The sequence below is a fragment of the Bacillus sp. CFBP9009 genome (assembly GCF_036541465.1).
In the GTDB taxonomy this organism is placed as follows: Bacteria; Bacillota; Bacilli; order Bacillales; family DSM-1321; genus Peribacillus.
Genome location: NZ_JAZHFU010000011.1, coordinates 106,366 through 120,439, shown reverse-complemented (window position 1 = coordinate 120,439; position 14,074 = coordinate 106,366). Strand labels below are relative to the sequence as shown.

13 protein-coding genes are annotated in these 14,074 nt (G+C 41.5%); 11 read left to right on the top strand and 2 right to left on the bottom strand.

Annotation, left to right across the window (positions count from 1 at the left end; genetic code table 11):
• Positions 1-91: 91 nt before the first annotated feature.
• Positions 92-1,447: a DHA2 family efflux MFS transporter permease subunit gene (locus tag V3595_RS21360; protein ID WP_485909397.1), complete on the top strand. Its 1,356-nt coding sequence runs from the start codon at positions 92-94 to the stop codon at positions 1,445-1,447.
• 47 nt (positions 1,448-1,494) lie between these two features.
• On the opposite strand, the gene V3595_RS21355 is transcribed toward V3595_RS21360, so the two are convergent.
• Positions 1,495-1,938 carry a MarR family winged helix-turn-helix transcriptional regulator gene (locus V3595_RS21355; RefSeq protein ID WP_485909390.1) on the bottom strand — a complete coding sequence of 148 codons (444 nt, stop codon included), beginning with the start codon at positions 1,936-1,938 and terminating at the stop codon, positions 1,495-1,497.
• Between the two features lie 133 nt (positions 1,939-2,071).
• Positions 2,072-3,163 (bottom strand): low temperature requirement protein A, encoded by a 1,092-nt coding sequence (locus V3595_RS21350; protein ID WP_485909388.1) that lies wholly within the window; start codon positions 3,161-3,163, stop codon positions 2,072-2,074.
• Between the two features lie 248 nt (positions 3,164-3,411).
• Between V3595_RS21350 and V3595_RS21345 the strand changes: the two genes are divergently transcribed.
• From V3595_RS21345 to V3595_RS21300, 10 genes are all read left to right on the top strand, one after another.
• Positions 3,412-3,972 (top strand): NADPH-dependent FMN reductase, encoded by a 561-nt coding sequence (locus tag V3595_RS21345; protein WP_485909386.1) that lies wholly within the window; start codon positions 3,412-3,414, stop codon positions 3,970-3,972.
• A 170-nt stretch (positions 3,973-4,142) separates the two neighbouring features.
• Complete coding sequence (gene ycaC, locus V3595_RS21340) at positions 4,143-4,784, top strand: isochorismate family cysteine hydrolase YcaC (protein ID WP_048681500.1); 642 nt, start codon at positions 4,143-4,145, stop codon at positions 4,782-4,784.
• 405 nt (positions 4,785-5,189) lie between these two features.
• Positions 5,190-7,256 carry a BglG family transcription antiterminator gene (locus V3595_RS21335; protein WP_485909384.1) on the top strand — a complete coding sequence of 689 codons (2,067 nt, stop codon included), beginning with the start codon at positions 5,190-5,192 and terminating at the stop codon, positions 7,254-7,256.
• On the top strand, positions 7,253-7,519 hold the full coding sequence (locus V3595_RS21330; RefSeq protein WP_241591474.1) for a PTS sugar transporter subunit IIB: 267 nt from the start codon (positions 7,253-7,255) through the stop codon (positions 7,517-7,519). The genes V3595_RS21335 and V3595_RS21330 overlap by 4 nt, the downstream gene beginning before the upstream one ends.
• 17 nt (positions 7,520-7,536) lie before the next feature.
• The gene (locus tag V3595_RS21325) at positions 7,537-7,803 is read left to right on the top strand and encodes a PTS sugar transporter subunit IIB (protein ID WP_048883161.1); all 267 of its coding nucleotides are present in this window, start codon (positions 7,537-7,539) and stop codon (positions 7,801-7,803) included.
• 31 nt (positions 7,804-7,834) lie between these two features.
• Positions 7,835-9,103 carry a PTS ascorbate transporter subunit IIC gene (ulaA, locus tag V3595_RS21320; protein ID WP_485909381.1) on the top strand — a complete coding sequence of 423 codons (1,269 nt, stop codon included), beginning with the start codon at positions 7,835-7,837 and terminating at the stop codon, positions 9,101-9,103.
• A gap of 118 nt (positions 9,104-9,221) precedes the next feature.
• The gene (locus V3595_RS21315; protein ID WP_485909379.1) at positions 9,222-10,067 is read left to right on the top strand and encodes an HAD family hydrolase; all 846 of its coding nucleotides are present in this window, start codon (positions 9,222-9,224) and stop codon (positions 10,065-10,067) included.
• Between the two features lie 776 nt (positions 10,068-10,843).
• Positions 10,844-11,869, top strand: coding sequence for a LacI family DNA-binding transcriptional regulator (locus V3595_RS21310; RefSeq protein ID WP_485909377.1), 1,026 nt, complete (start codon positions 10,844-10,846; stop codon positions 11,867-11,869).
• Positions 11,870-12,040: 171 nt separating this feature from the next.
• Positions 12,041-12,847: an SDR family NAD(P)-dependent oxidoreductase gene (locus tag V3595_RS21305; protein WP_485909375.1), complete on the top strand. Its 807-nt coding sequence runs from the start codon at positions 12,041-12,043 to the stop codon at positions 12,845-12,847.
• A gap of 35 nt (positions 12,848-12,882) precedes the next feature.
• Entirely contained in the window at positions 12,883-14,070 is a 1,188-nt protein-coding gene (locus V3595_RS21300; protein WP_485909373.1) for an iron-containing alcohol dehydrogenase, read from the top strand.
• Positions 14,071-14,074 lie beyond the last annotated feature (4 nt).

Sequence of the window (14,074 nt, the reverse complement as noted above, 5' to 3'; positions counted from 1 at the left end):
TGCATTTGATTTTTCGTCTATCGTATATTTAGTCAAAAAAACTGCACCTCCAATTGTTAGATGTTGTCTAACAATTGGGGTGCAGTTCATAATGGCTGCTCTTTTGGTAGCAGGCTTTGTTGGGCTCTTTAGTGAAACCGCATTGAACATCGCCTTAGGTGAATTGAGCCACATTTTTGGCGTGGATGCGACGACTGTACAGTGGCTTGCAACAGGCTACTTTTTAACGCTTGGTATTTTAGTGCCGGTAACAGGAATTTTAATGCAAAAATTCACAACACGCCAAATGTTCATGGCGTCTTTATTCTTTTCGATCATCGGAACGGTCATCGCTGCAGTAGCACCGGTTTTTAGCGTATTATTGACGGCCCGGGTCATTCAAGCAGCTGGACTGGCGATCATTTTGCCATTGACGCAAAATGTCATTTTCACGATTTTCCCACCGAATAAACGCGGCGGGGCAATGGGTGTGATGGGCTTAGTCATCTTGGCGGGTCCTGCATTCGGTCCAACTTTGGCAGGGATGATTTTAGATACGCTATCATGGCCTTGGATATTTTGGTTTACGATTCCGTTCTTGTTATTCTCACTTATCTTCGGCTATATCTATATTCCGAATGTCAATGAAACTCGGCAAGTATCAATCGATATCTTGTCAGTGGTGTTATCGACGATTGGCTTTGGTGGAGTTGTATACGGTGTAAGTGTAGGCGGAGATCATGGTTGGACGAGTATGACTGTAATCGGCACGATCATCGTTGGATTGATCGCCCTGATTCTCTTTGCAATCCGTCAAACGAAGATGGAAAACCCGATGTTGAATTTACAAGCATTCAAATACCCGCTATTTGTGCTAGGTCTTGCGATGAACGTGATTACGTTCCTTAACATGTTATCGATGCTGGTTGTGTTACCAATGTATATGCAAATGGCGCTATTGGTATCTGCGTTCGCCACTGGGCTGATCATGCTCCCAGGCAGTCTATTAAACTGCGTTTTTGCTCCGATAATCGGCAGGCTTTTCGATAAATATGGACCTCGTGCCGTAATTACACCAGGAACGATTTTGGTTGTGATTGGCTACGGGCTATATGCAATGTATGGAACAGACACAGCATTATGGATCATGGTTGTTACGCATATCGTGATGATGCTTGGTATTGGCATGGTACTCGCTTCAGTACAAACGAATACATTGAATGCATTGCCAAAACAATTCTATCCGGATGGCATTGCGATTACCCAAACATCTCAACAAGTATCAGGGGCAATCGGGATAGCGGTTATGGTTTCGCTATTCTCTGCGAAGCAAAATGGCTACTTGACTGATGTGGCAAATGATTTACCGGCAGCTGCTGCCTCAGGTTCATCACTTGTATTTAAAATTAGTATGATTTTCGCCATCGTGAATGTGGTGCTTTCATTGTTCATGAAAAAACCGAAGTAACAAAGATAGAAAAACAGATCACCATTCAAACGGGTGATCTGTTTTTATTATTTTTGAACTTTACTAAGTAAATCTAAAAGCTGCTGTTTTTCCGTCTCATTCAAGTTGGCAAACTGTGATGCCTGAAAATGCTCTTGTTTAGGAACGACCTCATGAAAAAACTCTTTTCCTTCCTCAGTCAATGAAAGGTATTTTGTTTTCCATTCCTGCTCCCGTTTAATCAATCCCATTTCTTCCATTTTCCTTAATAGTTGAGTGATATTGCCTTTCGTCACAAAAAGCTTGTTTGCCAGTTCTTGCTGAGACAATCGTTCATGGGAACCCACTTGAACCAAGATATCGAATTGGGCTGCCGATAGATTCCATTTCTTTAAATGTTGATTGGATTCCCGGATACTCTGGTTATATATACGTGTTATTCGGAACCATAACATTAAACCTAGTCGTTCGTCATTATTAGATGTGGAGGGATTCGTTGTGTTTTCCTTCATGAATGTCACCTCATACTTTCTTTGTCCCAATCAGTTTATGAATAAACTAATTAGGTGTCAAATGCAAAAACTTCCAACTTCGATACAAAGAAACCAGTATAATCGTTTGATACTGGTTTCTTTGATTCCTTTATTATGTAGTCGTTAGTTTAGCAAAGATAATAAAAAACAGTGTTAATTCGGCTATTATCACAATATTCGGTACACCGACAAACAAATTAAAAATAAAAAAGACTGCTAAAATCCCTAAAAATAACCCTAAATGATATATTTGCAACCGTTGGTGCTTATGTCTATATTGGTGGAAAACAAAAGTGGTTGAAATGAAATAGAGAAATACGGAACCAAAAACAAAATAGAGGATAAATGAATAATGGACCTCATGTAAAAACAATAATCTGATGGCTGCGGCAATCATGCTTATAGACATTAAAATAAACAGATGACCGTAAATGATGATTTGGCCGGAAGATTGTACAGACTTGTCGACTTTCTTCTCCATGTTATCGAAATATTGCCACCACATAGCTATTATCAGGGCAAATGAAATGATAGAAAAGGCTATCGAATCCCAATTTCCTTGTTTAGGTTGAATGACCGCAAGCGTGCTGACAAGAGCTTCCCCAAAGAGAATGATGGTAAATAGACCAAAGCGCTCTAACAAGTGGGCCGTATTTGTAGGAACCTTTTCTAAGCACTTTCTTCCAAGGATTGGGACAATGATATCGATCAGGATGCCCAAATACAACACAGCATACCGAAGCCAAGAATCAAAAAGGACGGAGAATAATGAAATGGAAATTCCAATCCAAAAATACCTTCCCAAAAAGAGTGCTGCCTTTTTTCGAAATCCCTCTTCTATCCGCTGAACAACAAGATATTGGATAGCGGTCACGGCTCTCAATCCAATATAACCAATTAAAAAAGAAAGATAATAAGGATCAAAATCAGCAGATAAGCTTGATGTCATGATTAGGACAAAAAACATTTGCAATATCAAAAATAGCCGTTGATGAAATACATCCTTTCCAAACCGGTTAATAAATATGGTTTGCCCTACCCAAGCCCACCAGATAGGAATAAAAATCAATACGAACTTTAATAAATACTCTGGATGGATAAAACCATCTTCAACATGCAGTAAAACATGAGTAGCACCCGCAACGGCCGCCACAAATAACAAATCATAAAAGAGCTCTAACCATGTAACTTTCTTTTCATCCATTTCTGCACTCCCCCCAATCGCCTTATAGTTTATAGTATGTTGGAAATATTCAGAAAATGGAAGGTTCCAATATAACTTTGGATTAAGCAATTTAGGATTCATGATTCATTATATGAAGTTCTTTTAACCCAATATTAAGTTAAGCCAAATTTAGTAAATACAAGCGTGTAATTAGGAATAACGTCACTTTTTTAGTTTTGGTATATTATGGCACTATAGGAGATGATTTCAAACAGGGAGGGAAGTAGATGACCAGAACCATCGGCCTTATTTGCGGCAGTTTACGGGAAAATTCTTATAATCGAATCATTGCTCAATCATTGACAGATATGGCTGATTCGTATCAATTTTGCTGGATCGAAATTAATGATCTTCCGTTGTTTAACGAAGACTTAGAAATAAGTGGGGTTCCAGAAACAGTGACATCATTTAAATCCGCCATTCAGGACGTTGACGGTATCATTATCGTAAGTCCAGAGTACAACTCTGGAATACCAGGCGTATTAAAAAATGCATTGGACTGGGCATCAAGACCTCGGGAGTCCGCCGTTCTTACCAAAAAACCAGTTGGCCTGATTGGAGCTACTCCTGGTGGAATGGGTACTGCATTTGCTCAAATGCAAATCAGGCAAGTACTAGAAGCCATGCAAGTTCATGTTCTTCCATTTCAAAAAATGCTGATTTCGCAAGTACATAAAAAGATTGATTCTGATCGGAAAGTGCTTACTGACGAACAAACAAAACGTTATCTTGAGCGTTATTTACAACAATTCATTCATTGGATCGATCACACTCCAATTATAGATTAATAATCAATGATTCTTAATCTATATATGATTGACAGGCTATGAGTTTATAGATAAACTAATAGCAACAGTCAGTTAAGTTATAAACTGATTGGAACCAACGAAGGGGTTGGGGGGATTTCCCTACATATGAACTTTCTTCGATAGCTTTTAATAAAAGGAGGACTTTAAAAATGTCTGATCTCTATTCCCGTCTTTCCAAAGATGATGCTGCCGTTCTTCTGGTGGATCATCAAACCGGTCTTATTTCCGGGCTAGTGCGTGATTATGGTGTTGATGAATTCAAGAACAATGTTATGGCTCTTGCCAACACCGCTAAGTTTTTTGATTTACCAGTCATTTTAACGACAAGCTTTGAAAACGGACCAAACGGACCGCTCATGCAGGAATTGGAAGAACTCTTTCCTCACGCACCAAAAATAGCTCGGCCTGGACAAATTAACGCATGGGATAATGAAGATTTTGTTAAAGCAATCGAAGAAACTGGAAAAAAACAACTTATCATTGCGGGCGTAGTTACAGATGTCTGCGTTGCTTTCCCGGCACTTTCCGCTTTGAACGCTGGTTATGAAGTATTCGCTGTCACTGATGCTTCTGGAACAGTAAGCAAACAGGTAGCTGATGCGGCTTTAGCGCGTATGGCCCATGGCGGTGTGCAGCTTATGAACTGGTTTAGCGTAGCATGCGAATTACAACGTGATTGGCGCAACGATGTCGAAGGTTTTGGTGCTTTACTTTCCAGCCAGCTTCCTGGTTATCAAAATATCATCGGAAGCTATAGGGGAGCTCAGCGCGACTTCAGCAAGCAGATATAACTCTTATACAAATGGTACTTTAGTTGAATAAAAGAGGTACTTTTTGTTCCCTCTCAAACTGTAGGCAAACCCGATGAAAATCGAGTCTGCCTACAGTTTTTTTAGTATTAGGACAATTTGTCCACTCGAGTCACTCAGCTTCACCCCCGAATCCTTTGCCTCATGACCTCACTTCGCCTCCAAACTAAAAAACAAAAGTTCTGTATCGTTCATTCCAATATGTATGAGTACATAATATCCTCCTCTAAAATATAGTCTGTATTGAAAAGTTGATTACCTGCCGTATTGTGCACAAATGTTTAAAGAGTATATTATTGTGCAGTACCTATGACAACATTCGGACTTAGAAACGCTACATTTTTAATAAGAAGTGAGATATCGTAGAAGCAGGGAGAGGGATTGAGAATGTTTTTAGATGAAAGAAGCGCCAATTTACTAAAACTATTACAGCATTCGCCCATTTCAAAAATGAAAGAACTTGAAGCCCAAACAGGTTTGACGAGAAGGCAAATCCAATATGGATTGAGCAAAGCGAATGACTGGCTCCAATTTCATGGATATCAACCGATTCAATATAATCGTGAAATGGGCTACTCCTTTTCTGAAGCAATCAGGGATGAAGAATTGAATGTAAAACTGACAAAACGCAATTATATATTTTCAGAGACAGATAGGGAAAAAGTTTTTTACCTCATGATCCTGTTAAGCCCAGAAGAATTGTCCGTCTATCATTTCCAGACGATCACCGGGCTTTCACGAAATACGGTGCTGAAGGATTTAAAAAGACTTAAAGAGAAAAACAGGGACATATCGCTCAAGATCCAGTATTCCAAACAAGATGGCTATGTGGTGATTGGGGAAAGCCGAGTAAAGAGATATATCATTGAACGTCTCGTGCATGATGTACTGAACAGTCCCAATAGTGAATTGATCATGGAGTGCATATGGGGAAATCATGAAAAGCAAATCAGCTCGATCCGGTTACAGCTTGAAAGGGCCGAACGTAAATTGGGCATCACCTTTACGGATGAACGGCTTCATGAACTGAGCTATTTATTTCTATGTACAGATCAGCTCATAGGAAAAGGGGAAGAGTTACAGGCCGACGAGAGCTGGGCGCCATTTGTTGCGACGGAAGAATACAAACTGGTTGAGGATATGACCAGAACTAATGCCTTTCAATCAGTATGGAGCGAAACGGAAAACTTATACGCAACCTTACATTTACTAAGCATGAATCGAACGAAGGATATTTCCCCTCTTAAGGATGATGAAGTCATTCAACACCTTTTGCAGGAAATCGTGGAAGAGTTCGAGAGGCTGGCATTTGTTCACCTGAAAGACAAAGAGCAGCTATGCCAACAATTATATGTTCATTTTAAACCGGCATATCATCGCCTGCGGTATGGTCTCCCGCAAATGAACCCGATGACGGGACGGGTGCAGAAGGTCTATCCTGAACTGCATCATTTGACAAAAAAATCCCTGTGGGTGTTGGAGAAAGAGATTGGCTGTCCAGTATCAGAAGAAGAAGTTGCATACTTCACGATCTATTTTGGCGGCTGGCTGCGCAGGCAAGGGACCACATTGGATGATCGAAAACGGGCGATTGTCGTATGCCCGAATGGTATTGGCATCAGCAATATCCTCATTTATACATTGAGGGAATTATTTCCGGATATATTGTTCCTGGATGTTCTGTCCGTAAGAAACGCGGCTGAATACCCACTGTCGTACGATCTTGTTTTCTCGACGGTGCATATGAGAACAAAAGCGGCATTATTCGTTGTACCGCCCATTTTGGAAATGCAGGACAAACATACATTGCGCCAGCAGGTCATGCAGGAATTGTATGGATATACGACGGAAAGTGTGGATGTTGCAGCTTTATTAAAGATCATTTCCAAGTATGCAACCATCCATGAACAGGATCAGCTTGAAAAGGCTTTGAAGTCGAATGTGTATACCCATACACCAAAAATAACCCAATTTTCTTTAAAGGAGGCAGAGAAGCCTGTGTTAGAAGAACTGCTCAATATGCAAACCATTCAATTACAGCAGCAAGTTTCCGATTGGAAAGAAGCCATTCAAGTCGCGGCCAAGCCTCTCGTGGACTTAGGTACCGTCGAAGAACGATATGTGGATGCCATGATCGAGGCCATAGAAACGAATGGACCATATGTAGTGATAACGCCTGGAGTGGCGATTCCCCATGCACGTCCGGAGCAGGGGGTCAGGTCTTTATCCATGAGTTTGCTTAAATTGGATGAAGCCGTGGACTTTGCGCCGGATAAACCGGTTCGCCTGATTATCATTTTGGCGGCCGTAGATAACGATTCGCATCTGCGGGCATTGATCCAGCTCACTCAATTATTGAATGAACCAGCCAATATAGAAGAAATCTTAAGCACTTCAGATAAATCGGTCCTTATGGAGTACGTTCATAAATATTCGAAGGAGGAAGCGGAATGAAAATCATGGTAGTATGCGGGAACGGATTGGGAAGCAGCTTCATCATGGAGATGAATGTAAAGAAAGCATTGACGGAAATGGGGAAGACGGCCGAGGTGGATCATACAGATCTGGCATCCGCAAAAACGGTTCAGGCTGATATTTTCCTTGGAGCGGCGGATATTGTCGGTCAGCTGGATGATGGAACCCGGACGATCGTCACACTGGAGAACATGATGAGCATCCCTGAAATCAAATCTAAATTGGAAATTCATGTAGGATAAAAAAAGGAGAGATTGATATGAAGAAAATCATGGTAGTATGCGGAAACGGATTGGGAAGCAGCTTCATCATGGAGATGAATGTGAAGAAAGCGTTGACGGAAATGGGTAAGACAGCCGAGGTGGATCATACGGATCTGGCATCCGCAAAAACGGTTCAAGCTGATATTTTTCTGGGAGCGGCGGATATTGTCGGTCAGCTGGATGATGGAACCCGGACGATCGTCACACTGGAAAACATGATGAGCATTCCTGAAATCACATCGAAATTGGCTTCACATCTATAAGAAGAAAACATAAAGAAGAGGGGGAGAGTCAATGCTGGAACTTATCATGAATGACATCTTGGGTACACCTTCCATACTTGTAGGGCTGTTTGCCCTCATTGGACTGCTGTTACAGCGGAAATCCAGTGCGGATGTTGTATCTGGAACGCTAAAAACCGTCATGGGCTTCATTATCATTGGAGCGGGAGCGGCAGTGCTCATTGGCGCCCTTGATATATTCAGTAAAATGTTCGATCATGCATTCAATGTACAAGGCGTCATACCGAATAACGAAGCCATTGTCGCAGCCGCCCAAAGTGATTTTGGGACTTCGACTGCACTAATCATGGTTTTTGGTATGGTGGTCAATGTTTTGTTAGCTCGTTTCACGCCATTTAAATATATATTTTTAACGGGACACCATACCTTATTCATGGCTTGTTTACTTGCAGTCACCCTATCGGTCGGCGGGCTCAGCGGATTTCCGCTTATCTTGGTCGGTTCCATTATATTAGGAGTATGCATGGTGATGTTCCCAGCCCTCCTTCAGCCATACGTACGGAAGATTACCGGAAGCGATGATTTTGCCATCGGCCATTTCGGGACAATCGGATATTTTGTATCCGCGACTGTTGGAAAATGGTTTGGAAATAAGGAAAAAACGACAGAGCAAATCAAGGTTCCTAAATCTTTAGGATTCCTAAGGGACACATCAGTCGCTGTATCGCTTACGATGACGATGTTCTTCGTGATCGTCGCATTGTTTGCCGGACAGAACTATATTGAAACGGAATTATCCGGCGGTTCGAACTTCATCGTATTTTCTTTCATCCAGGCGATAACATTTGCTGCAGGAGTCTATATCATCCTTGCAGGGGTACGGATGTTAATTGCTGAAATCGTCCCTGCATTCAAAGGGATTGCCGATAAATTGGCGCCAAATACAAAACCTGCATTGGACTGTCCGACCATCTTTCCATTCGCTCCAAATGCAGTGATCATCGGGTTCCTATTCAGTTTCCTGGCTGGACTATTATCCATGTTCCTCCTTCCGGTACTAGGATTGAAAGTAATCGTTCCGGGACTTGTACCGCATTTCTTCACCGGAGCTGCAGCAGGTGTATTTGGAAATGCCACAGGAGGCAGACGCGGAGCGATGCTCGGGTCCTTTGCCAACGGACTCATCATCAGTTTCCTGCCGGCGATACTCCTGGTCTTCTTGGGGGATGTAGGGTTTGAAGGGACCACATTTGGTGATTCGGACTTCGGTGTGGTCGGTCTCTTGATCCTAAGCGTCATGAAACTTTTAGGATTATCCTAAACTGTTATACTAATAAGGGACAGAAACAAAATAAATGAATGATACCAGCAGCCTAACATCTTCTAGATAATGGGCTGTTGGCATTTTCATCATCATTCGGATTTTTGAGGTGATTTACATGACCAACAAGGCAATTGTGCTCGATTTGGATGGCACGACATTGAATGAAAGAAATACTGTGAATGAGACGCTGGAACAATACATAGGCGAACTTAGGAAAAGCGGTAAACTGATTTTCATTGCAACAGGAAGAACGCTGGAAGAAGTGAGGGACGTTTTGCCGTCCGGCATGGAAGTCGATGGAATGGTGACCGCCAATGGAATGTCCGTATTCATCGGAAAGGAACAGATAGTAGAACACGCCCTGTCGACTGAACTTGTGGAGGAATTGGTAGCAAAAGCAGGTGCGGAAGAGATTTTTTACGAAGTTCATCCGAACGAAGGAACACGGATGGCATTACTTAAGGATAAAGACTATATGGTTAAACAAGGTTTGATACCAAAACCTGAGACAGTTGATGAAAATGAATGGCTATCAAGGCAGGATGCAGTCGAAGACAAAATAAGGTGGTCAGAAGAACTGGATATAAGCAGCGTCGCCAAAATCTACTTTTTCAGCAATGAAATGAATATGATTCGAAAATGGAAAGCGGAGTTGGGGAAAATCAAGCAGTACAATGCCTTTACCACAGCTTCCTCCACTCATCATAATGTAGAAGTGACCGTGGAAGGCATCACAAAAGCAACAGGCGTTCAACTGTTGCTGAAACATTTTCAGCTAGCACCCGAAAATATCCTTGCAGTAGGTGATGGCGAAAATGACCTTCCGCTATTTAAACTCGCCGGACATTGCGTTGCCATGAAAAACGCCACTGACCTGGTCAAAGAACAAGCCGATGAAGTGACGGAGTATTCATATCGAGAAGATGGACTGTATCGCTTTTTAAAGGCTAAGTTTCACTGAAACCTGGAAGGGCAAAGAAAATCCAATCTTTTGTGATGTAAATCCTGATTACCACAAGTTTTAATCCCTCTATTTTAAAACAGAAAAAAGACTGTCAAAAAAAGTTCCATCTAAATTTAAAGCAAAGTTAATTGGAACGGAATGTGCGACACTCCTGCCGAATAACAGGCTAGACGAGACCCCACAGACGCTTGGCAGACAGTCAGCGGAAAGGGAGCAGATTTCTGAAATGACTCCGACCGTTATTTAAAATTACAGGCAACTCAATTAATACTACTTTGTCGACATAAGGGGGGCGGACACCCCGACCATGATATTAGGACAAGATTCCTTAATGGGTTTTTGACTGTTTTATGAAACCCTCAATGGATTGAAGAAATTTGCGACACTCCTGCCGAATAACTGGCTAGCCGAGACCCCACAGACGCTTGCGTCGAGGAGGCTTGGCAGACAGTCGGCGGAAAGGGAGCGGATTTCTGAAATCAACGCCGAACGTTTTTTAAAATTGTATGCAATGTCTACGTCTGGAGCCAATCTTTAAAGATCGGCTCTTTTTCCTATAGGATAAGATAAGCAACAAACGCTTACTTTAAATCCTCATATTTTACGAAAAGTACAACCTGACGCAATCCAAAACCCAAAACAGTTCCATAACTGGAAGTAAAATTTTAAATATTATGATATATTAAAGGGAAATCATAATGTTTATATTGATATAAATACGTTATTAGTTTCCTAGGATAACAATTACTAGACGTAGAAAGGATTTATGAAGCATGAAGAGAGTGACGACAGAAGATGTGGCCAAAATAGCGGGTGTTTCACAATCAACCGTTTCCAGGGTGCTGAATGATTACCCCTATATTAAGAAAAATACGCGTGACAAGGTTCTTGCTGTAATTAATGAACTGGGATTTACAAGAGATGAAATTGCCAGAAGCCTCGTTGAAAAAAGAACCAAATCAATAGGGTTGATATTGGGGAGCATTTCAAATCCATTCTTTGCCGAAACGGCGGAAGTCATCATAGAAAGGGCACAAGAATTAAAATATGATGTCATCGTTTACAACACGGGCCATAAAGATGAAAACTTGGAACAAGCCATTAATTTGCTGATTGGCAAAAGGGTAGAGGGAATCATCCTTACAAGCGTTAGTAAAAATTATACTGAAAAAATTAAAAAGTTACATGATAATGGATTTCCCGTATTATTATATAATAGTTTCCTCGATATCAAGGACGTTAATTTTATCGTAATGGACAATAATAAAGGTGCCAGGCTCGCTGTTCAGCATCTAATTAAATTAGGACATAAAAAAATAGCGAAAATATCCGGCCCATCCAAATACTTGGCAACATATGAGCGAACGGTTGGTTATAAAGAAGAGATGATGGAGAACGGGTATGAAATTGATGAAGGTTTGATTTTCAATAGCGAATTTTCCTATGACAAGATTTATTCATTTACAAAAAAACTGCTGAAAAAGAAGGACAGGCCGACTGCAATCATAGCCGCATCCGATCAGATGGCTCTCGCAGTCCTAGATGCAGCTTCAAGCCTGAATTTGAAAATCCCTGCTGATTTATCGGTTGTTGGGTTTGATAATATAAGATTGTCCGCTAATGAATTCATAGGGCTGACCACAATATCCCAACAAATGGATCAAATGTCTTTAACAGCTCTGGAAAAATTAATCTATCTCATCGAAAATAAAGAAACATCATCTTCATCCATACAAATTTTCCTTAAGCCTGAACTGATGGTCCGTAAAACAACAGGGCCAGCCCCCGTAAAAGATTAAGGGGAATGGCCGGTTTTGGATCGGACCTTATGTGTATTCACTTTCATAAAAATCGGGAATTTTTAAAATTTCACTATTTACAAAAGTCAGAAAGTTGTTTATATTTTAATTTGTAATCGCTAACAAGTATTTTGCATCATTTTGAATACGTATTCAAAATCAAAATGCAAAATGAAAAATCGCCTCGATGAGGTAAAGATAGGTGATAGATTGGATATAAATCATTTATTTAATTTAAGCGGTAAAGTGGCCGTCATAACAGGTGCAAGTAAAGGAATCGGTAAAGACTTAGCCCATTTGCTTGCGCAGGCCGGTGCCGATATAGCGATAGTTGCCCGCAATAAACAGCAACTTGAAGAAGCAGCACATGAAATCGGGCAAACCGGTGTAAATGTTTTACCCGTTTCATTTGACTTAACAAAGGTTGAAGAAACGGCACAAGTAATGGAAGGGATATACAAACACTTCGGTAAGATTGATATTTTAATAAATAATGCAGGAATAAACGTGGCAAAGCCAGCTGAAGTGTTGACATCGCAAGAGTGGGACACCGTCCTGGACATTAATTTAAAAAGTGTATTTTTTACGAGCCAAGCGGCAGGGAAGTATATGATCGACCAAAAAAAAGGCAAGATCATAAACATGTCTTCGCAAATGGCATTCGTCGGTTATTACAAACGGGCTGCATACTCCTCCAGTAAAGGAGGAATTACACAGCTGACGAAAGCGCTTGCGATAGAATGGGCACCGCATCAAGTCAATGTCAATGCCATTGCTCCAACCTTCATTGAAACACCGATGACCAAGCAGATGTTTGAAGATGAAACGTTCAAAGATGAAGTATTGAGCAGGATTCCGCTTGGCAGACTTGCTAAAACGGAGGATTTATTTGGCGGCGTGGTCTATCTGGCATCAGATTGTTCAGATATGATGACAGGTCAAACATTGGTGGTCGATGGCGGTTGGACTGTCTGGTGAGTTTTTTGAATACGTATTCAAAAGGAGGGTGAATGATGTCTATTGCTCAAAATATAATCCAAGATTTTCGAATGCCGACAGTTTTTCGGGTTGGTGTTGGGGCATTTACGACGTTAGTAAAAGAAATCGAAGAGCTGGGAGCCAAGAAGGTTGCGATTGTAAGTGACAAGGGTCTGGAAAAAGTTGGCGTTGTTCAAAAAGTGTTGGATCATATTAAGCCTCTATCCGTACCAACCATTACATATACGGAGATCTCGGGAGAGCCGACGTTTCAGCTATTGAAGGAGGCCGTACTAACGCTAGATGCCGAAAAATGTGATGTAATCATCGGAATCGGCGGGGGAAGTGCGCTGGATGTAGCAAAAGCAACAGCAGCTTTATGCGGGAAAGACGATATAACAAGTTATCTAAACGGTGAAAAAGTGGTGAAATCGAGAACGGTTAAATGCATTCTTTTGCCGACAACTTCAGGAACAGGTTCGGAAGTGACGATGAATGCCATTTTCGGTGAGGAAGAGCAGCAAGTAAAAAGAGGGATCGTAAGCCCGGTATTCCTTCCGGATGTAGCGATCATCGATCCGGAATTGACCATTTCCTGCCCGGCACGAGTTACTGCGGCATCAGGGGTGGACGCCTTTACACATGCCATTGAATCTTATATTGCCATCAAGGCTACACCGCTTACGAAAGTTTATTCAGAGAAAGCAATGAAACTATTTCCTTCGAACATTACGAAAGCTGTCCATAACGGAAATGATTTGGATGCACGGACAGGAATGAGCTGGGTAAGTTCATTAGCGGGTGTGGCTCTAGCAAATGCAGGGGTTGGGGCGGTTCATGCACTGGCCTATCCGCTAGGCGGTAAATATCATATTGAGCATGGTGTCGCAAATGCCCTTTTAATGCCTTTCGTTTTCGAAGTGATTGGGAAGACATGCACGGAAGAAATGATGGAGGTAGCGTCCTTTTTACAGCTGGGTGATTTCAAATCACAGCCAAGCAAAGCATTGAAGGCAGTTGTTGATTATATGTATCAGCTTCTGGAGGATCTTGATTTACCTACATCGTTATCAGAACTTGGGATTGAAGAGGACTCATTACCGATGCTGGCGGAACAGGCGGCCAAAATTGATCGCTTGCTATCGAACACTCCTTATAAGCTAAATGAACAAAAGATTCTCGGAATCTATCAAAGCGCCTTTAAAGGAAGGGTGGGAAACTGACTTG

Coding starts and splice junctions, on each gene's coding strand:
- V3595_RS21315 (WP_485909379.1), top strand. CDS start 9,222: ATGACCAACAAGGCAATTGTGCTCGATTTGGATGGCACGACATTGAAT.
- V3595_RS21330 (WP_241591474.1), top strand. CDS start 7,253: ATGAAAATCATGGTAGTATGCGGGAACGGATTGGGAAGCAGCTTCATC.
- V3595_RS21305 (WP_485909375.1), top strand. CDS start 12,041: ATGAAAAATCGCCTCGATGAGGTAAAGATAGGTGATAGATTGGATATA.
- V3595_RS21335 (WP_485909384.1), top strand. CDS start 5,190: ATGTTTTTAGATGAAAGAAGCGCCAATTTACTAAAACTATTACAGCAT.
- V3595_RS21300 (WP_485909373.1), top strand. CDS start 12,883: ATGTCTATTGCTCAAAATATAATCCAAGATTTTCGAATGCCGACAGTT.
- V3595_RS21350 (WP_485909388.1), bottom strand. CDS start 3,163: ATGGATGAAAAGAAAGTTACATGGTTAGAGCTCTTTTATGATTTGTTA.
- ulaA (WP_485909381.1), top strand. CDS start 7,835: ATGCTGGAACTTATCATGAATGACATCTTGGGTACACCTTCCATACTT.
- V3595_RS21355 (WP_485909390.1), bottom strand. CDS start 1,938: ATGAAGGAAAACACAACGAATCCCTCCACATCTAATAATGACGAACGA.
- V3595_RS21325 (WP_048883161.1), top strand. CDS start 7,537: ATGAAGAAAATCATGGTAGTATGCGGAAACGGATTGGGAAGCAGCTTC.
- ycaC (WP_048681500.1), top strand. CDS start 4,143: ATGTCTGATCTCTATTCCCGTCTTTCCAAAGATGATGCTGCCGTTCTT.
- V3595_RS21310 (WP_485909377.1), top strand. CDS start 10,844: ATGAAGAGAGTGACGACAGAAGATGTGGCCAAAATAGCGGGTGTTTCA.
- V3595_RS21360 (WP_485909397.1), top strand. CDS start 92: ATGGCTGCTCTTTTGGTAGCAGGCTTTGTTGGGCTCTTTAGTGAAACC.
- V3595_RS21345 (WP_485909386.1), top strand. CDS start 3,412: ATGACCAGAACCATCGGCCTTATTTGCGGCAGTTTACGGGAAAATTCT.